15 protein-coding genes are annotated in these 19,310 nt (G+C 68.8%); 6 read left to right on the top strand and 9 right to left on the bottom strand.

From position 1 onward, the window contains the following. Nucleotides 1-2: 2 nt before the first annotated feature. The 6 genes from VFK57_20155 to VFK57_20130 form a co-directional block, all read right to left on the bottom strand. On the bottom strand, nt 3-560 hold the full coding sequence (locus VFK57_20155; protein ID HET7698038.1) for a hypothetical protein: 558 nt from the start codon (nt 558-560) through the stop codon (nt 3-5). After that, on the bottom strand, nt 557-1,162 hold the full coding sequence (locus VFK57_20150; GenBank protein ID HET7698037.1) for a prepilin-type N-terminal cleavage/methylation domain-containing protein: 606 nt from the start codon (nt 1,160-1,162) through the stop codon (nt 557-559). Before VFK57_20150 ends, VFK57_20155 begins: the two co-directional genes overlap by 4 nt. A 250-nt stretch (nt 1,163-1,412) precedes the next feature. Next, nucleotides 1,413-1,697 carry an SWIB/MDM2 domain-containing protein gene (locus VFK57_20145; GenBank protein ID HET7698036.1) on the bottom strand — a complete coding sequence of 95 codons (285 nt, stop codon included), beginning with the start codon at nt 1,695-1,697 and terminating at the stop codon, nt 1,413-1,415. Between the two features lie 93 nt (nt 1,698-1,790). Then, entirely contained in the window at nt 1,791-3,374 is a 1,584-nt protein-coding gene (locus tag VFK57_20140; GenBank protein ID HET7698035.1) for a serine hydrolase domain-containing protein, read from the bottom strand. Nucleotides 3,375-3,376: 2 nt separating this feature from the next. Further along, complete coding sequence (locus VFK57_20135) at nt 3,377-5,020, bottom strand: M14 family zinc carboxypeptidase (GenBank protein HET7698034.1); 1,644 nt, start codon at nt 5,018-5,020, stop codon at nt 3,377-3,379. Nucleotides 5,021-5,073: 53 nt separating this feature from the next. After that, entirely contained in the window at nt 5,074-5,736 is a 663-nt protein-coding gene (locus tag VFK57_20130) for a class I SAM-dependent methyltransferase (GenBank protein HET7698033.1), read from the bottom strand. A gap of 136 nt (nt 5,737-5,872) precedes the next feature. Here VFK57_20130 and VFK57_20125 point away from each other — a divergent pair, with 136 nt between their 5' ends. Together VFK57_20125 and VFK57_20120 are read left to right on the top strand one after the other, a co-directional pair. Beyond that, complete coding sequence (locus VFK57_20125) at nt 5,873-8,317, top strand: ABC transporter permease (GenBank protein ID HET7698032.1); 2,445 nt, start codon at nt 5,873-5,875, stop codon at nt 8,315-8,317. Between the two features lie 69 nt (nt 8,318-8,386). Then, nucleotides 8,387-8,926, top strand: coding sequence for a hypothetical protein (locus VFK57_20120; protein ID HET7698031.1), 540 nt, complete (start codon nt 8,387-8,389; stop codon nt 8,924-8,926). A 414-nt stretch (nt 8,927-9,340) separates the two neighbouring features. On the opposite strand, the gene VFK57_20115 is transcribed toward VFK57_20120, so the two are convergent. From VFK57_20115 to VFK57_20105, 3 genes are read right to left on the bottom strand one after another with little or no spacing between them, the layout of a single operon-like run. After that, nucleotides 9,341-11,029 carry a hypothetical protein gene (locus VFK57_20115; GenBank protein HET7698030.1) on the bottom strand — a complete coding sequence of 563 codons (1,689 nt, stop codon included), beginning with the start codon at nt 11,027-11,029 and terminating at the stop codon, nt 9,341-9,343. Between the two features lie 24 nt (nt 11,030-11,053). Further along, on the bottom strand, nt 11,054-11,824 hold the full coding sequence (locus VFK57_20110) for an ABC transporter ATP-binding protein (protein HET7698029.1): 771 nt from the start codon (nt 11,822-11,824) through the stop codon (nt 11,054-11,056). Next, complete coding sequence (locus VFK57_20105) at nt 11,821-13,488, bottom strand: transglutaminase-like domain-containing protein (GenBank protein ID HET7698028.1); 1,668 nt, start codon at nt 13,486-13,488, stop codon at nt 11,821-11,823. The genes VFK57_20110 and VFK57_20105 overlap by 4 nt, the downstream gene beginning before the upstream one ends. A gap of 42 nt (nt 13,489-13,530) precedes the next feature. Here VFK57_20105 and VFK57_20100 point away from each other — a divergent pair, with 42 nt between their 5' ends. The 4 genes from VFK57_20100 (at nt 13,531) to VFK57_20085 (ending at nt 18,901) form a co-directional block, all read left to right on the top strand. Further along, nucleotides 13,531-14,112: a TMEM175 family protein gene (locus VFK57_20100; GenBank protein ID HET7698027.1), complete on the top strand. Its 582-nt coding sequence runs from the start codon at nt 13,531-13,533 to the stop codon at nt 14,110-14,112. Next, complete coding sequence (locus VFK57_20095; GenBank protein HET7698026.1) at nt 14,109-14,315, top strand: hypothetical protein; 207 nt, start codon at nt 14,109-14,111, stop codon at nt 14,313-14,315. Before VFK57_20100 ends, VFK57_20095 begins: the two co-directional genes overlap by 4 nt. Before the next feature lie 21 nt (nt 14,316-14,336). Beyond that, nucleotides 14,337-15,347 (top strand): hypothetical protein, encoded by a 1,011-nt coding sequence (locus tag VFK57_20090; protein HET7698025.1) that lies wholly within the window; start codon nt 14,337-14,339, stop codon nt 15,345-15,347. A 128-nt stretch (nt 15,348-15,475) separates the two neighbouring features. Further along, nucleotides 15,476-18,901: a S41 family peptidase gene (locus VFK57_20085; GenBank protein ID HET7698024.1), complete on the top strand. Its 3,426-nt coding sequence runs from the start codon at nt 15,476-15,478 to the stop codon at nt 18,899-18,901. The last annotated feature ends 409 nt before the right edge of the window (nt 18,902-19,310 follow it).

Raw genomic sequence — 19,310 nt, 5'->3', positions numbered from 1 at the left:
GGTCAGAAGCCCCTGGCCTTCAGCACCGTCAGCGTCGACTGTGCTTTCATCGCACCGCCGAAGCCGCGCGCGATCGTGGACGACACCGTGATCCGCTTCAGATCGGCCGGCAGCTCCGTCGGGTGCGTGGTGTTGTCGTCAATCTGCCAGACGCGCTGATAGAACCAGCCGCTCGGCGGCGTCGTGCCGCTCGGCGCCGCGCACGCGGCTCCCGTGGTGCCGCACAGGTTGCCGTTGTCATCGAGATAGTCGACGTAGAGCGCGACCGGGGTGCCCGGATTGGAGTTCCCTCCCGCGGCGAGGCCGCTGCCGCCGGAGCTGGCGGCCGGGAACACGCGCGTGTCGCTCGACGCGTCGCCGTAGGTCAGCGCCAGCAGCTGCTCCAGCTTGTCCTGGGCGTACTCCGTGGTCCGCGCCCCGAGGTGCCCCTGGTTCTCGGTGGTCGAGATCGCCAGCGCCGCCAGCGACATCAGCCCCGCCATCAGCGTCGCCAGAATCGCCGTGGCGATCACGACCTCGACGATGGTCGTGCCCTGCTCCCCGTGCAGCCGCGTCTTCATTGCAGCGTCCATGACGGTGTCGAGGTGTAGTTGGACTGCCACGTCCGGATGAAGCCGGTGGCCGCCACGGTGATGCCGTAGACGGCGGAACTGTCGGTCACGTAGATCGCGTCGAGGCCGGTCGGACTCCCCGTGCCGTCGATCGGAATGCCGCGCGAATTGAACGTGACGCACGCGGTGTTCGCGACCGCGACCGGCGCCGGCGGCGAGCCCGCCATGGTGGTGCACTCCGGCGCCTGGCCGATGGTGGTCTGCGTGTTCGGCGGCGGCGTCGAAATCGGCCCGTAGCCGAACGACACCGTGCTCGACAGCGAGACCGCGCCCCCTTCGGTGTTCCACGTCGACGTCGACTTGTCGAAGGTCTGCACGTAGAACTGGCGGCCGGTGATGTCGACGTAGAGCCGCGCCTGGGTGAACTTCGCGGCGGCGCGCATCTTCGCAACCGCGGTCGCGTTCGACAGCTCGCGGGCGTCGCCACTGAGCTTCAGAAAGCGGATCGCGTTGCCGCTCATCGGCACTGTGATCGCCGCAAGCGTGCCGATGATGGCGACCACCATCAGCAGCTCGATCAGCGAGAAGCCGCGCGAATCTCTGTAAAACATGGGCGACTCGATTCGAGGGCAATCCGTATGCCGCCAGGCGATCCGGCGCAGGGTCGCGGGGCGGCTCCGGGCGGAAACTGCCCGCCGCCGCCGGAAACCGGCGGCGCGGCCCGGCCGCCGGATCGCGAACCGGGAAGGTTGGTGCCCCGTTCTGGCACACGCGATCACGTTACTGGTACAAAAGGAAAGCGGCTCCCTGCCCCGCGAGGGGGGAGCCGCTTTGAACCACCGCCGGGAATTCGAGGACGGCCTAGGCCTTGAGGTGCTTGTTCACAAGCTTGGTCATCTCGAACATGTTGACCTGGGACTTGCCGCCGAAGACGGTCTTCAGCGCGTCGTCCGCCTTGATCATCCGCTTGTTCTTCTGATCCTGCAGCTTGTTCTTCTTGATGTAGGCCCACAGTTTCTTGGTGACTTCCGTCCGCGGAATCGGCTTGCTGCCGACCACTTCCGACAGCGCCGAGCTCGGCGTCATCGGCTTCATGAACGCCGCGTTCGGTTTTCTCGCGGACTTCTTCGCCGTCTTCTTGGCCATCTGATCTCCTTAACGCGCGTTCGCGTTACCCAGGGGTGCGCGTGAATGCCCGAAGCGTAGCACAACTTCCCACGTTTTCATGGGGGAAATCGGCTATTGCGGACACGTTTGCGGCCGCGGCGCCGGCGTGGCGGCGGTCACGGACAGGTACTGCACCAGCGGCGGATTGGTCGGCGCCAGCGTGATCGCGACCCGGAGATCGCCGTGGGCGCAGCGCATCGTCCAGTCGCCGCGCAGCGCGTTTTCCACCCGGTCGAACCCGGATCCGGCGGTGCACGCGCCCGCCGCCGCCACCAGCCTGGCGATCGCCGCGCGCCGCCGCGCCTTGCTCTCGTCGAGATACAGGTTCTGCGCCGCGATGCGGTCGGCGACGCCGTCGTCCCACGTCACGATCAGCCCGGCGACCGCGTCGCGCGCCGACACCAGCGCCGGCGATGGCCGCACGACGCGCGGCTGCAAGGCGCCGGTGCGCGCGAGCGCGTCGAGCGACAGATCGACGGTGCGCGCCCACCCGGAGTAGGTGCGGTTGCCGAAGGCGATGATGCCGACGCCGTACTCGGGAAGCCAGCGCATCAGCGAACCGAACCCGGGCAGGCCGCCGCTGTGCGAGACGACGGTGGGGAACGCGCACGTCTGCGCCACGCGCAGCCCGAACCCGTATCCACCCGCGTTCAGCTGCACGCCGCTGCCGCCCGCCGTCACGCTGGCGGGCGATGGGCGCCACACCTGCTGCATCTCGCGCAGCGACGCGCGCCGCACCGGTCCGCTCTCAGGCGCATCGCGCGGCGGCCACGCCGCGAGATACGCCCCGACGTACCTCCCCAGATCCGACAGCGTCGTCAGCATGCCGCCCATCGATCCGAACGAGCCGTTGGCGAGCAGCGGCTCTTCTTTCCACTGCGCGTCCTCCCAGCGGTAGCCGTGCGCGAGCCTGTCGGCCGGCACGCTCGACGGCTCGAGTGTCGTCGACGTCATGCCGAGCGGCTGGAGGATCTGGTCCTGGACGTACTTCGTGTAGGCCTGCGTCGGCGTGCCGCGATTGCCGCTCAGCGTGCCGACGATGCGGCCGAGGATCGCGAAGCCGTAGTTCGAGTACTCATAGGCGACGCCCGGGGCGTTGGAGAACGGGATGCCGCCGCGAATCAACGCCGAGAGCTGCTCGTCCGTGTCGGCGAGCTGCTGATCGCCCCACGGATTGTCTTCCGGGAATCCTTCGGCGTGCGAGAGCAGATGCCGGATGGTGATCCGGGGTGAGTCCGACGTCGGATAGACGAGCGACTTCATCTCGGGCACGTACTTCTCGGCGGGATCGTCGAGGGACAACTTCCCGGCGTCGCGCAGCTTCATGATCGCCATCGCGGTGAAGCTCTTCGTCATCGATGCGATGCGGAACACGGTGTCGGGTGTGACCGGTGACTTCGCCGCGAGTTCGCGATAGCCGAGCACGCCGGTGTGCGCGAGCTCGCCGTCGACGACGATGCCCCAGGCGGCGCCGGGGATGTTCGCTCCGGCGGCGTAGTCGCGGAACAGCTTGTCGATCTCGGCGAACGCGCTCGCCAGCTTCTCGCGCCGCGCCGCGTCGGCGAACTGCGGCGGCGGCGCTTGGTGCCCGACGTTCTGCCCGTTCAGCTCCGCCGACGTCAACACGCAGCACAGCGCGATCGCGGCACGCCGCATCATCATTTCCTCCTGACGATCGGATAGGGGCCGGTGGCGACGTCCTTCAGTTCCGCGTCGAGAAAATTCCACGCCACGAGACCGTCATCGGACGTCGGCTCCAGCAGATAGAACGCGAGCCGTCCGAGCGGCTGATCCGTCCGCACTTCCAGGTACTTGCCGGACGGATTGCCGCCGCTCGTGACGCCCCACTTCCCTTCGAGCCGCCGCAGGGTGTGCCCCTCGAAGGTCTGGCCTGCGGTGTTCGCGGAGATCGCGAACTCTTCGGTGCCGCCCGGCAGCGCCGCCTCCCGCATCTGGATGCCATGCGCCTTCAGGAGCTCGACCGCCTTCGTCGCCGTCGCCGGCACGTAATACGCCGACGGCACCACCTCGGTCGCGGCCGCCTCGAACCAGAGCATGTCGACCATCTGCTGCGGCTTCACCACGTTCTTGCGGCGGTTCATCACCGCGCCGCTGACGGGATTGGTCTCGTCCTCGACTTCGCCCATCAGGATCTCGATCATGCCGCCGCGCTTGATCCGGGCGCTGGTCGCCAGCGTTCTGCCGGCGATCTTCTCCCGGTCCGCGTCGAGGGCGAGCTTCTTCAAGCGCGGCGCGTTGGCGTGCGCGAAGTTCAGCGCCTCTTCCATGAAGTAGTTCGTCGCCTTGATGCGATCCTCGAACGTCGCGTAGGCGTATGCCTCGCTCAGCAGCGCGAAGCGGTTGCGCATGCCGACATAGCTGTTGTGAAAACGCGGGACGTGCTCGAACGTCCGCCATTCAGGCGGGCCGGTCGGCTGGGGGGCGGGCGGAGTCGCCGGCGGCGAAGGCGGCTCTCCTCCGCGGCCCCGGCCGCGGCCGCCGGGCGTGGAAACGTTGCCGTAATAAAAGGTGTCCCAGCCGTGCTTCGTCTTGATGTTCCTGGTGACGAAGGGAAACCACTCCCCCTTCATCACCGTCGTGATCGCGTCGCTGGTGTTCGGGTTGAGCGGCGGCGAGTAGGTCAGGTAATAGCCGTGGAACGACCCGTCGGAGGTGTGCAGGTCGAAGCCGGCATGCGGGTCGTAGTCGACCCAGAGCTTCACGAAGGCGCGCGCTTCGGGCGTGTCGAGCTTCATGAAATCGCGGTTGATGTTGAGCCCTTGCGCGTTCGGCCGGGTGCCCATGCCGTTGATCGGGCCGTTCTGCCGCTGCCGGTTGTTCACCGCGAACTTCTCGTTGCCGTCGGCATTGAGGATCGGCGTGATCAGGAACACGGTCGACTGCAGCCAGTCCTTGTGCTGTCCGAGCGCGAACTCGCGCAGCAGGATCTGCGCCGATTCCTTGCCTTCGACCTCCCCCGCGTGAATGTTCCCCTGGATGTGCACGCGCAGCTTCCCCGTCGCGCGCACCGCGGCGGCGCTCGGATCCTTCAGCCCCGTGCCCACCACGGCCATCGGCATCGCGCGCCCCTCGTGCGTCGTGCCGTAGGTCGTATAGAAAATGACCGGCGAGGCGTCGTCCACCGCCTTCATGAACCGCACGACGTCGTCATACGTCGACGTCGACTTGAACCCGGACGCTTCCGCCGTGGTCTTCAGTTTTGCGACGGACGGCTTCTGCCGGGCGTCAGCCACCAGGGCGGTGACGGCCAGCGCGGACACGACGGCGGCAACGCGGCGCATGCGAAATCCTCCGCGTGAATCCTACTACGGCGGTGCGGAGGCGCCGCGCGCGATCAGGACGCTGCGATCACCGCGAACGCGCCGCGCCGGAAGACGACGTCGGGGCGGAAGCCGGCGCGGCGCAGGGCATTCAGTTCGTCGGCGAGCGGGATGTAATGATCCTCGCCCGCCCAGCGTCGGAAGAGCGCGCGAACGTCGTCTGGCGGATACGTGCGCGCGAGATGAGCCGTCCATGCGGCGCGGTCGGCCGCGGCGATCCGGGGATGGCTCGCCGGAAAGCAGTCGGCGTTGACGAACACGCCGCCGGGCCGCAGCGTACGGCGCAGCGTCCGGAACAGCCGCTGGCGGCGGGCGCCGGGCGGCAGGTGGTGCAGCGCGACGCAGGTGACGATCGCGTCGGCGCGGGGCAGGTCGATCGACTCGAAGCTGCCGTGACGCGCGTCGAGCCGTCCGGCGAGCCGCGCCCGCGCGGCATCCAGCATCGCGGCGTCTTCGTCGACGCCGACGATCGCCGCCGATGGAAATGCGGCGAGACAGCGCGCCGCCAGAGCCCCGGTGCCGATGCCGAGTTCCACGATGGTCGCGGCGCGGCGGCGCACCATGGCGGCGAGCGCGCCGGCGACGGCCTCGTGCATGAGGTCGTACTCGGGAATGAACGTGCGAATCCGCGCGTCGTACTCGGAGAGATCGATGCCGAGGTGTGCTCCAGCTCCCATGTGCTCCTCAGGATACCTGTCCGCCAAACCAAGAGGGCGGCTGCTGCGTCAGACAGTGCGACCCGTACGGGGCGCGGCGCGCGCGGGCGTTCGTCCCGGCATTCGTCACATTGCCGCGCCACCCGTATAGGTGACCATGGGCACACTCACCCAGGATCTGGCGTATGCCTGGCGGACCCTGCAGCGCAGTCCGGGATTCGCCATTGTCGCCGTGCTGACGCTCGGCCTCGGCATCGGCGCCACCACCACCATCTTCACCATCGTCAACGGCGTGCTGCTGCGGCCGCTGCCCTCGTACCGGGAGCCCGACCGCCTCGCCAGTCTGTGGGTCGACTTCGGCGTCGGCGCGCAGTCGCTTCCGGTGATGTCTCCGGGGGACTTCCGCGATTACCAGCAGCGGAACCGCTCGTTCGAGATGCTCGCCGCGGGCACGGGCGCGCAGGTGATCGGCGCCACCGGCGCGCTGACCGGCACCGGCGGCGAGCCGGAGCGCGTCGAAGTCACGCCGGTCACCGCCAGCTTCCTGCCGCTGCTCGGCGTGAACCCGATTGTCGGCCGCCATTTCACCGCCGAGGAGGAAGCGATCGGCGGCCCGCGCGTCGTGATGCTCAGCTACGGCCTCTGGCAGCGGCGCTACGGCGGCGACCCCTCGATCGTCGGACGCAGCATCCGTCTCGACGGCGTCGACCAGACCGTCGTCGGTGTCATGCCGCGCGAGTTCCGCCTCTGGCTGCCGGCGGAAGCGTTCCTCATCACCGACGCGCAGATCTGGAAGCCGCTGCAATACGACTACGCCAACCAGCCGCCGCGCAACTTCACGCTGTTCACCGTCTTCGGCCGGCTCAAGCCGGGCGTGACGTTCGCGCAAGCGCAGTCGGATCTCGACGGGATCGCGCGCCGGCTGCGCGCCGAGCATCCGGTGCACGAGGCGGGCGACATGCGGATCCGCGTCGTGCCGCTGCAGGATGACGTCGTGAAGCACGCACGGCAGGCGATTGTGTCGCTGTTCGTCGCGGTGGGGTTCGTGCTGCTGATCGCCTGCGCCAATGTCGCCCACCTGCTGCTCGCGCGCGCCACGTCGCGCGAGCGGGAGATGGCGGTGCGCGGAGCGCTCGGCGCGACGCGGCGTCGCCTGCTGCGGCAGCTCGCCACCGAAAGCGTCGCTCTCGCCGCCGGCGGCCTGCTTGTCGGCCTCGTCGTGGCGCGCGCCGGCACCCAGACGCTGGCGCTGCTCAACCCGGCCAACCTGCCGAAGCTCGAGGCGGTGCGGATCGACGGGGCGGCGCTGCTCTTCGCTGCCGGAGCCAGTCTCTTGACGGCCGTGATCTTCGGCCTCGTGCCGGCGCTGCGGGCCGCGGGGATCGATCTGAATCGCACGCTGCGCGCGACCGGCTCCGCCGCCCAGGCGCAGGTGCGGCTGCGCGGACTGCTGATGGTCGGCGAGATGGCGCTCGCCCTGGTGCTCTTGATCGGCGCCGGACTGATGGTCCGCAGCTTCGTCGCGCTGCAGCAGGTGCGTCCCGGATTCGATCCCGGACAGGTTCACACCTTCCGCACCGCGCTGCCGATCGTGAAGTACCCGAACCCGCCGGCGCGGCTCGCGTTCCTGAAGCGGATGGACGAGCAGCTGAGGGCGATCCCCGGCGTCACCGACGTCGGCTTCACCACGCAGCTTCCGCTCTCCGGCAGCGGCGCGCTGTTTCCGTTCGCCTACAACGAGGAGACGGCGCGCAACTGGGAGAGCGAGACCTCCGACGGGCGATTCGTCTCGCCGCACTACTTCCGCGCGATGGGGACGCGGCGGCTGGCCGGCCGCGTCTTCGACGAGCACGACCAACCGCAGCACAACCGGATTGTCGTCGACGAGACGCTGGCCGCGCGGGCGTGGCCCGGGGAGAGCGCCGTCGGCAAGCGGCTGCAGGTCGGACCGAACGGCACGCCGAACAATTTCGCCGAGGTGATTGGCGTCGTCGAACACGTCCGCATCCACGACCTGTCGCGCGCCGTGCGGCCGCAGATGTATCGCGTCTTCGGCGCCGGCGGACGTCCCAGCGTGGTCATCCGCGCGTCGGTGCCGCCCGCCGCGATCAGCCGCCAGGTCGAGGCGGTGATGAAGCGGCTCGATCCCGACCTGCCGCTCGATCGGCTGCAGCCGATGTCCGCCTACGTGTCGGACGCGCTGGCGCAGACCCGCCTGAACCTGATCGTCATGTCCTTCTTCGGCGGCGCCGCGCTGCTGTTGTCGTGCGTCGGCATCTATGGCGTGTTCTCCTACTCGGTGAGCCAGCGGACGCGCGAGATCGGCATCCGCATGGCGCTCGGGCAGGACGCCTTCAGCGTGCGCAATCAGGTGCTCGCCGAGGGGCTGCGCATGGCGGCGATCAGCGCGGCGATCGGTCTCGCCGCCGCCGTGGTGCTGACGCGCAGCGTCGACGCGATGCTGTACGGAGTGAAGGCCTCGGATCCGGCGACCTTCGCAACGATGGCGGCGCTGCTGATCGTGGTCGCGATGGCGGGCTGCTACGTGCCGGCGCGCCGCGCCACCCGCGTTCAGCCCATCGTCGCGCTCAAGACCGACTGATCCGCGCGCTCGAGCCCGGCTCCGGCACGGCGCATGAATGCTTCCTAGCGGCAAACGGAGGAGCCGATCATGCGCGCGAGCTGTGCCGTCCTCGGCGGTATCCTGCTGCTGGCGCCAGTCCAGGCGGACGTGGACGCGACCGTGTTCGCGAAGGCGTTTCGCGGCGGCGCCGCGGATCAGTACAAGAACAGGCAGGTCAGCGGCAGCGGTGTCAGCTTTCACGGCGCGATCACCGAGAAGATCGCCGACGGCTCGACGCGCGTGTCGCTCGTCATCACCCTCGGGGCGATCGCCCGCGACGGCAGCATCGCGCCGGTGAAGACCTGGGACGCGTTCGTCGCCGCCGAGCGCGCCGGCACGACCGTCGCGGTCGCCCTGAGCGGCCCCACCCTGCCTCCTCCTCCCGGCCCGGGTCCGGCGACCTACGAGTTCAGCGGTGTGTATGACGGACAGGTGCGCACCGTGATGCGTCCGCCTCAGGCGGACGTCGGCAGCGAGCCGGCCGATGCCGGCCCCTGTCCGGGGGAACAGCCGGTCAACGCCAAGGGCCAGTTCTACTGCGTGCCGCTGCTGACCGCCGCCACCGCCAAGCTGGTGCCAGGTCTGTAAACCGCCGCCACGGGGTGCCAGGTCTGTGAACCGGCGCCACCGGGGTGCCAGGTCTGTGAACCGGCGCTACGGAGGTGCCAGGTCTGTGAACCCGCGCCACCGGGGTGCCAGGTCTGTGAACCCGCGCTACGGGGGTGCCAGGTCTGTGGACCGGCGCTACGGGGTGCCAGGTCTGTGAACCCGCGCCGCGGGGATCAGGTTTGCGAACCGGCGGGACGGAGTGCCAGGTCTGCGAACGGGCGCGAAGGGGGTCAGGTCTCCGGTGCGCGGCGGAAGGGTGCCAGGTCTGCAGACAAACGCGAGCCGTTCCACGTCTGTGAGTCGGCCGAAAGTGGCACCTGGCACCGTTGGGCGGCGGGTTCGCAGACCTGGCACCGGGCGGCGCCCGTTCGCAGACCTGGCACCTAGTCGCCCCTAGTCGCCCAGGTGCTCCAGGGCGCGGATGCCGGTGCGCATGCCGTACCACCACGTCCCGACGCTGAGGACGAGCGCGGCGAGCGTGCAGGCCAGGGCGATCGCGATCGTCGAGCCGGGGATCGCGCGCTCGGGACGGGCGGCGTGCCACAACACCATCGACGAGGGCCAGCCGATCAGCGCGATCAACGTCAGCGTGAACAGCACGGCGACGATCATGAACGCGACGCCGCCGTAGGATCCGGCGACCTGACTCGCGTTGTCGGCGGCGAAGCGCGGATAGCGCGCCCCCAGGCCGGTGGCCAGGCCGACCAGCGCCACGCTCATGAAGAACACCGCGACGGCGGCGACCATGCGGAGGAACGGCGCCACGCCGAGGAACTGGTTGGCGGCGACCGTCAGGAGCTCGGTCAGCAGGAACACCGGGATCAGCCCGGTCCAGAACTTGGACCACAGGAACGACCGGAGCGAGATCGGCGCGGTGCGGATGATCCAGAACGCGGCCCCTTCGGAGGAGACCGCGGGGAAGACGAAGCGCGCACACACCGTCGCCATCACCAGGCCCGCCATCCCCAGGTTCACGAACGCGTAGATGTTCTTGATCATCCCGCTCATATAGGGATTGCGATCGAGATCGAGCACGCGGAAGTTGTAGAGGTACACCAGCACCAGCGCGAGCAGCAGCAGGAGCTGCGACCACTGGCTGACGTCGCGCAGGAAGATCTTCAGATCCTTCACCAGCAGCTGCCGCTGCACCGGCGAGACCGGCAGCAGCCGGGCCGCGCGGGTGATCAGCTCGAAACGGGTGAAGCGGGTCTTCCGCGCCTCCTGCGCCTTGCTGAATCCGGCGAAGTGCCACCGGTCCATCGCCGCGGCGAGCAGCACCACCAGGCCGAGCGCGGTCGTCCACAGCGCGGCGAGGTGCAGCACGTCGACGCGCCCCTGCATCGCCGCGAAGACGACTTCCCCGGCCCAGAACGACGGCAGCAGCGGCGTGATCGGCGACTGCAGCGTCGCGAAGAAGTCGGTGATGTCGGGCAGCGACTCGACGCGGAGCAGCTGCTCCGGCTGGATCATGCGGAGCAGCACGACCAGGCTGCCGGCGAACAGCAGCCCCATCAGCATCAGGATGTCGCGCGCGCGCCGGGCCGGGAAGATGTTGACCAGCAGGAGGGTGATCGCGGTGCCGACGGCGACGGGGATGATCACGAACGGCGTGACCGCCGCGACCGAGAGCGCGTAGTACGACGCCGGCGCGCAGTGGCCCACGCCCACCCCGGCGAGCACGGGCACGACGAAGACGACGACCATCCAGGAGGCGAGCCCCACGGTCCGCGCGAAGCGGGCGTGGAACACCCGCCGTGCCGCGACCGGCGCCGCCAGCAGCAGCCGCAGATCGTCCGACAGGAAGAACGTGGACAGCGCGGTCACGATGGCGCTGAACGCCAGAAACGACAGGAACGAGACGAACAGCCAGGAGAGGCCGAGCCGCAGCAGGTAATCGCCGAAGTCGGCAAAGGCGCCCAGCTCCTGCGTGAGCCAGAACGTCGCGCTGAAGATCGCCCCCGCGACCAGGAGCGCGACGCCGCCGAAGAACCCGGCGCGCATGCCGTCGCCGCGCTCGCGCCGGCGCGCGCGGTTGCGCGAGGCCCAGATCGACGGCGCGAGCAGGAAGGGAAAGGCGCGCACCATCAGATCGTCCCCGCCGCGCGGCTACACCTCATCGATTTCCTGCAGCCCGCTGCCGCCGGTCAGGCGCAGGAAGACGTCGGTGAGCTGCGGCGTCCGGCCGTCGGCGTCGGGGCCGGCGCCGTGCGCCAGCGCGCGCAGCTCGTCGACCGTGCCGCGCGCGATGATCTTCCCCCTCAGGATGATGCTGATCCGATCGCACATCTCCTCGGCGACCTCGAGCGTGTGCGTGCTCATCAGGATCGCGACGCCGCGCTCGCTCATGCGACGGAAGACGTCCTTGATCAAACGCGCGCCGCGCGGATCCAGTCCGACCATCGGCTCGTCGACCAGCACCGCCCGCGGCCGGTGCATGAACGCGGCGCTCATCACCAGCCGCTGCTTCATGCCGTGCGAGAAGCTCTCGACCAGCTCGTGCTCCCACCGGGTCAGCTCGAACACGTCCAGCATCTCGGCGATGCGCGGCGGCACCGCGGCGTCGTCCATGCCGTAGAGGCCGGCATGAAAGCGAAGGAACTCGCCGGCGGTCAGCTTGTCGTAGATGAACGGCCGGTCGGGAATGAAGCCGAGCGACGCCTTCGCCGCCTCGGGCTCGCGGGCGAGATCGTGGCCGTTGACCAGGATGCGCCCCGAGGTGGGCTTCAGCAGGCCGGCGATCATCCGGATCGTCGTCGTCTTGCCGGCGCCGTTCGGTCCGAGAAAGCCGTGGATCTCGCCGGGCGCCACGTCGAGGCTGACGCCGTCGACCGCGGTGAAGGCGCCGTATCGCTTGACCAGATCCTGGATCGCAATCATCGGGCGGGCACGGGGGTCGACCAGCACGTCATCCCGGCGCGCACGGGCATCGGCAGCGGCAGCGCGTCGGCCGATCCACGCCCGACGAGCACCGGCGTGGATCCCGGGGCCAGCTCCACGTCGACGATGGTCATCTTGAGGCGCCCGATCATCGGCAGGATCGCCGCCTGCTTGTCGAGGCCGCCGCGCGCCAGGCGCACGTGCGTCGCGTCCGCGGGGAACTGGTTGAACGTCGGATCGACCGGCAGCCACAGCCCGCGGCCGCGCCCGTCGGCGAGATAGACCTCCGGCCACGCGTGATAGAAGAACGCGCCGCGCGTATAGGCCAGTCCCACGGCGATTCGCGACGGCAGCCCGACGGCTCTCGCCATCGCGACGTACAGCGCAGTGTGCTCGTTGCAGTCGCCGACTCTGGTTCGCAGCACTTCTCGCGCCGACGGCAGGCTGACGGTCGGCTTCTTGTCGAGCATGCCGTTGACGGCGCGGGTCAGCCGCTCCGCCATCGCCCGGGGCTCCGTGAGGCCGCCGATCGCTGCCGCCGCTTCAGCGCGAATCTGCGCGTCGTCGCTTTCGATCAGCGGCTCGGGACGCAGGTACCGCTCGACGTCGGGATCCGCCGCCGTTGCCTGCAGCGACCGCGCGTCGCGAATCTCCAGTACGTCGCCTTCGACGGTCTGCCCGACGCCGGCGAAGTCGGGACCCGACAGGTCCGTCCCTTCGACGCGCAGGCGAATCCGGCGCACGTCGCGGCCGTCGTCAATCCGCGCTTTCGTCACGTTGCGAGGGACCACGGCGGACGCTTCGAGGAGGTCGCCGGTGATGCGGCGGCTGATCGCCATGCGCCGCGCGACGTCGGGACTTTCCCGCACGGACATCAACCCGAGCTGGCTCTCCTCGCGGAGCACTTCCCCGGTGTCGGTGATCCACGCGGTGGTCTTCAGTCCCGCATACGCCATGTCGACGCGGAACGCGGGCATCGCTGGCCGCGCCAGGCGGACGCCGCCGCGCCCGCCCACCGCCGGCCCGGGCGAAGCCAGATTGACGATCTCGCGCCGGCCGATCTCGACGGCGACGGGTTCGGTGCGCAAGGTGGCCGGATCGAAAATCGTGAACTGCTGCCGCGTGCCCGGCTGAAAACCCGCGGCCGCCAGGCGGCGCGGCAGCGTCAAGCTCAGGACGGGCGCCTCCTGCATGGTGCGCTCCTCGTGCTGCACGCCGGACGCGGACTTGAGCGTGACGCTCACGCGCGTGCCGTTGACGATGCCCGACACTTCGAGCGGACCGGTGCCCGGATCGAGGGAGAACTGGAACGATCGCAGGCCGAACGACGCGTCGAGCTGCGCGGTGGTCCTGATCGACGCGGCGGTGGTCGCGCCGAGCAGCGACATCTGCAGCCGGGCGTCTTCCTTCACCTCGAAGCCGTCGCCGGACGGCGACGTCTGGCTGACGGTGAACCCGACCTTCTCACCGCGGTAATACACGCCGCGCCATTCGGCGGCGCTGCCGTAGCGCGCGAGATCCGCCGCGAGATTCATCGATCGCGCCTGCGCGTACGTCCGCGCCAGCAGGACCGCCATCGTCGCGATCCACGCGGCCAGAACCAGCAGCGATCCGGCGCGCGCCGCCCGGCGCGGCAGCGGCCGAAGAATTCGCGCGAGCTTCACGGCAGCGATTGTCTCACGCTCGCGTAGAATCGCCGGAGCGGCATGACGACCAACCGGCTCGAAGCGTTCAGCGACGGCGTAGTCGCGATTCTGATCACGATCATGGTGCTGGAGTTGAAGACGCCGGCCGGGCACGATTGGCCGGCGCTCCGTCCGCTGGCGGCGGTGTTCGCCGCCTACGTCCTGAGCTTCGTCTTCATCGGCATCTACTGGAACAATCACCACCACATGCTGCACGTGTGCGACCGGGTCACCGGCAGCGTGCTGTGGGCGAACCTGCACCTGCTCTTCTGGCTGTCGCTGATTCCGTTCACCACGGCGTGGCTGGGGGACTCGCACCTGGCGCCGCTGCCGACCGCCCTCTACGGCGTGGTGCTGATGATGGCCGGCGTGGCGTATTTCATCCTGAAGACCACGCTGATCACGGCGCAGGGGCCGGGCTCGCGCCTGCAGGCGGCGCTGGGATCGGACGCCAAGGGGAAGATCTCGGTGGCCATCTATCTTGCCGGCATCCTCATCTCGTTCGTCAACACCTGGATCGCGACCGCGATCTATGTCGGCGTCGCGCTGCTGTGGCTGATCCCGGATCGCCGCATCGAGCGGCGCCTGAGCGCGCGCACATGAGTCCCTTCAAGAGCCAGGCCCAGCGCCGGAAGTTCGCGGAGCTTCTCGTCCAGGGCAAGATCTCGCCGCAGACGTTCGAGGAGTGGAACCGCGAAACCGGCGGCGCGAAGCTCCCCGAACGGGTCGGGCGGAAGAAGACCGCCGCCAGACGGAAGCGTGCGGGAAAGAAGACCGCAGGCAGGAAGACTGGACGGCGCAAGTAACGAGCCGCCGCGGTGCCGACCATGCCCCCTTCCGCCCTCAGGCGGACGATTCCCCTTGCCGCGGCGCTGTGCTGCGGCCTCTGGATTGGCGCGTGCGCATGGCGCGGCGCGCCGGCGCCGTCGCTCACCGACGCGGAGTTCCGGTCGCTGATCCAGACGCTGTCCGAACCGCCGGGCACCTTCGACATCTCGGACAATCTGGTGTCGAACGAACCGCACGTTGCCGAGAATGCCCGCCGCGTGTGGCGCCGCGGCGGGGTCTACGTCGGCGTCGGGCCGGAGCAGAACTTCACGTACATCGCGAGCGTGCGGCCGGTGATCGCTTACGTCGTCGACATCCGGCGCGAGAACCGAAGCCTGCATTTCTTCTACAAGGCGCTGTTCGAGCTCTCCTCCGATCGAGCCGATTTCGTGGCGCGCCTGTTCTCCCGCCCGCGCCCCGCCGGCCTCGGCGCCGGCTCGAGCGCGCGCGAGATCTTCGATCGATTCGACGCCGTTCCGCCCTCGGCGGAGCAGCTGCAATGGAACGCCGCAACCGTGCGCAGGTGGCTGCTGGAGACGCGCCGCCTGCCGCTCGATTCCACCGAGCTCGCCTGGATCGATCGCCTCTTCACCGTCTTTCACGACAGCGGACCGTCCATTCAGTTCTGGCAGGCGCGCGATACCGAGCCGGCGCCATCCTTCCGGCGGCTGATGACGATGCCGGACGCGTCTGGATTCACCCGGAGCTTCCTGGCGACCGAAGAGGACTTCCGGTTCGTGAAGGACCTGCACCTCCGCAACCTGATCGTACCGGTCGTCGGCAACTTCGCGGGCCCGACTGCCCTGCGCCGCATCGGCGACGACATCCGGTCGCGGGGCCATCGGCTCAGCGTCTTCTATGGGTCGAACGTCGGCGTGTATCTGACCCGCGAGCAGACCCGCGCCTTCTGCCGGAATCTCGCCGCGCTGCCAGCGGCAGACGACGCGGCATTCATCGAGCGCGACGGCGTTCAGAAACTGTCGGCGAAGCTGAGGACCTGCGGAGGCTGAGCAGGCTTCGGCCTCTTGGGATTGGGAGTTTGGGAGTTTTGGGAGTTGAGCGTTGATTGGGAGTTGGGCGTTGGGAGTCGGGGCTTGACAGCGCAGGCTCCCTATATAATCCGCGCCGGGAGGATGACATGCTGCGAAAGACCGCCTTGTTCGCGCTGCTGAGCATTGCCTGCGGCGCCGCCACCCTGGCCGCCGCGCCGATCAAGCTCGCCCGCCATCCCGACTACCACGCCGGCCGCGTCACCTTCAGCTATCTCGGCGACATCTGGACCGCGAACGAGGACGGCAGCGGCGTGCATCGCCTCACCGACAACATCGCGCGCGAGGTCTATCCGCGCTTTTCTCCCGACGGCAAGTGGATCGCGTTCGCGTCGAACCGCTACGGCAACTACGACGTGTTCCTGGTCCCCGCCGCCGGCGGCACGGCGAAGCGTCTCACCTATCACACCGGCAACGACGAAGTCGTCGGCTGGTCGCGCGACGGCAGGAACGTCGTCTTCCGGGCGTCGCGGGGGCACGGCGCCTTCCCCACCGTCGCCACGTTGTACGAGGTGGCGGTGAGCGGAGGGCTGGAGCGGCCGCTGCCCGTGGACTGGGGCTACTGGGGCAGCTACTCGCCCGACGGCAAGTCGCTCGTCTTCAACCGTCATCCCGCGACGTGGTCGCGCAAGCACTACCGCGGCAGCTACTCGGCCGATCTGTGGATCGCGCGCCTGAGCGACAGCAGCTACACCAGGCTGCTCGGCGACGAGCAATACAACCGCTACTGGCCGATGTGGGGGGCCGACAATCACATCTACTTCGTCGCCGACCCGCTGCCGAACGACAGATCGATCAAGCCGGGCAGCCCTGAGGTCCGGCGCAGCGTCAACAACATCTACAGGATTCCGGTCAGCGGCTCCGGACAGCCGGCGCAGGTCACCCGGCATACGACCGGCAACCTGTTCTGGCCGTCGATGTCGGCCGACGGCAAGACGATCGTCTACGAGGAGAACTTCGGCATCTGGAAGCTCGATCTCGCCACCGGCCGCGCCAGCGAGATCGCGCTCGACATCGTCACCGACGAGAAGGACAACGAGCACGAGATCGAGACGGTGACGAACGACGTCGACAACTTCGACATCTCGCCGTCGGGACGCCGCGCGGTCATCTCCACGCGCGGCCAGATCCTCACCATCGCGACCGACCGCGGCGACATCACCCGCATCGTTCCCGACAAGATGGCGTCGCGCAGCGACACGCCGAAGTGGTCGCCCGACGGCAAGTACATCGCGTTCGTCTCGGACCGCTCCGGCCGCGACGAGGTGTGGATCGCGGATCCCGAGGGACGGACGCCGAAGAAGATCACGAGTCTCGACAACGAGAAAGGGGCGCTCGTCTGGGCGCCGGATTCGAGCCGGCTGCTCTACACGGCCGCCGACAAGAAGCTGTACAGCTACGTCGTGGCCGACGGCAAGAGCGCGGTGCTCGCCTCGAGCGATCTGGCGCGCATCGGCTCGGTCTCGGTGTCGCCCGACAGCAAGTGGGTCGCCTTCCAGCGGCAGGACCGATCGCTGCGGCCGCACGTCTACATCGTCCCGATCGCGGGCGGCGAGGAGCGCCACCTGTCCGACGACAAGATGATGTACTCGGAGACCAACGCGGTCTGGACCGCCGACGGCAAGTACATCGTCTTCACCTCGTCCGAAGGGTTCAGCAACGGCATCGCGACCCAGGGCGGCATCCAGACGACGATGGCGTTGTGGGTGACGTCGCTGCGCGAGCGCGATCGCGACCCGATGGATCGCGACATCGACAACGAGGCCGAAGGGCTGGCCGCGGAAGCCGCGGCGCGGCAGCAGACCGGGCGTGGCGGCGGCGCGGGCGCGCAGCCGGTGACGGTGCAAATCGACTGGAACGGCCTGGCCCGCCGCACGCGGCAGCTCACCGTTCCGGGGACGGCGATCGGCGGGCTGACCCCCTCGCCTGAAGGACACTCCGTCGCGCTCACGCTCTCGACCGCCGGTGTCGGCGGCGGGCGCGGCGCCGGCGCGCCGAACGATCCGAACGCGGGCATGTACATCATCAACGTCGAGAGCGGACAGTTGACGCGGGTGCCTCCCGCGCCGCCGCAGAACGCGAACGCGGCCGGCGGGGGACGCGGGCGCGGCAACGCCGGCGGCGGACCCTTCGGCGGCGGCGGCAGCATGGTCTTCGCGCGCGACGGCCGCACGCTCTACTTCCGATCCGGCAGCGGCCTCTATGCCGCGACGCTTCCGAACCAGGCCGGCGGCAGCGCCGGCGCGCCGACCGCCGGCGGACGCGGCGGACGAGGCGGCGCGGCCGCGGCGGCGCCCGAACCGTCGGCGACGAATCAGACCGCGCGGCAGGTGACCTACACCGCCAACATCGAAGTCGATCGCAAGGCGCTGCGCCAGCAGGTGTTCAACGAAGGCTGGCGGATCATGAAGAACCGGTTCTACGACGCCAGGATGCACGGCGCCGACTGGAACAACGCGTGGGAGACCTACGGTCCGCTGCTCGACAACCTCGTCGATCGGGAAGAGCTGCAGACGGTCATGATGATGATGATCGGCGAGCTGAACGCGTCGCACACCGGCGTCAGCGGCGGACCGGGGCCGGTGGAGCGGACGCAGCAGACACGATATCCGGGATTCGACCTGCTGCCCGACGATTCCGGCTTCTTCAAGGTCGGCCACGTCTACAAGGACGGGCCGGCGGATCGCGACTACTTGAAGATCAAGGAAGGGCACTACGTCGTCGCGGTGGACGGCCACGAGTTGAAGAGCGGCGACAACTACTGGCAGTTCTTCACGCTGGCGCCCGGCACCAAGTTCCACTTCCTGCTCAACGACAAGCCGGTCAAGGACGGGGCCTGGGAGGTCACCATCACGCCGGTCGCGAGCATGGCCGACCTGATGTATGCGAAGTGGGTCGACGATCGCCGCGAGATGGTGACGAAGTTGAGCAACGGCGAGATCGGCTACCTGCACATCCGGGCGATGGACGCGCCGTCGCTGCGCCAGTTCCAGCTCGATCTCGCCGCCAGCCGCACCAAGCGCGCGCTGGTGATCGACCAGCGGTTCAACGGCGGCGGCGGCATCGACCAGGAGCTGCTGGCAATCCTCAACGGCCGCCGCTACCAGTACACGCAGGGGCGGGACGCCGGATTCCAGCAGCCGCGGCCGCAGAATTTCTACGGGCCGATGGTGGTGATGCAGAACGAGCGTTCGGCCTCGGACGCCGAGATGTTCCCGGCAGGCTTCAAGGCGCTGGGCCTCGGCAAGGTGATCGGCGTGCCGACCATGGGCGCGGTGATCGGCACCGGATCGTACACGCTGCTCGACGGCTCGGCGATCCGCACGCCCGGCAGCGGCGTGTGGACCTCCACCGGCGAGAACATGGAGAACTACGGGGTACCGCCGGACGTCTACGTCGACAACACGCCGGCGGACTTCCTGAAAGGGCGCGACGCCCAGATCGAAAAGGCCGTCGAAGTGCTGAAAGCCGAGCTGGGCAAGAAGCCCACGACCTCACAGTCGCCAGGCCGGTAACCAGTAGCCGGTAGCCGGTAGCCGGTAGCCAGTAGCCGGTAGCCGGTAGCCGGTAGCCGGTTGCCAGTAGCCGGTAGCGAGTAGCCGGTAGCCGGTAGCCGGTAGCCGGTAGCCGGTAGCCGGTAGCCAGTAGCCGGTAGCCGGTTGCCGGTAGCCAGTAGGCAGTAGTCAGTAGCCGGTTGCCAGTAGCCAGTAGCGGCAACAATATACTTGCCTAACCAGCCGGAGGGATCCATGATCTCCCGCGCGGGGTCAGGCTGCCAAGTCCCATCCCGGGACGGCTACGGCCGCCTCTGGAGCTTATGGGACATCATGCGAGTTTTTGCGCTCTTTAAATGTGTTGTTGGCCCGTTTCGCCAGCTTAGCGATCTGCAGGCCATTCTAAAGGCGATCACTGACCAAGTGGGCG

The organism is Vicinamibacterales bacterium (genome assembly GCA_035699745.1).
GTDB lineage: Bacteria > Acidobacteriota > Vicinamibacteria > Vicinamibacterales > 2-12-FULL-66-21 > JAICSD01.
Note: the sequence above shows the minus strand (reverse complement) of the source record. Positions and strands in the feature narration are given on the sequence as shown.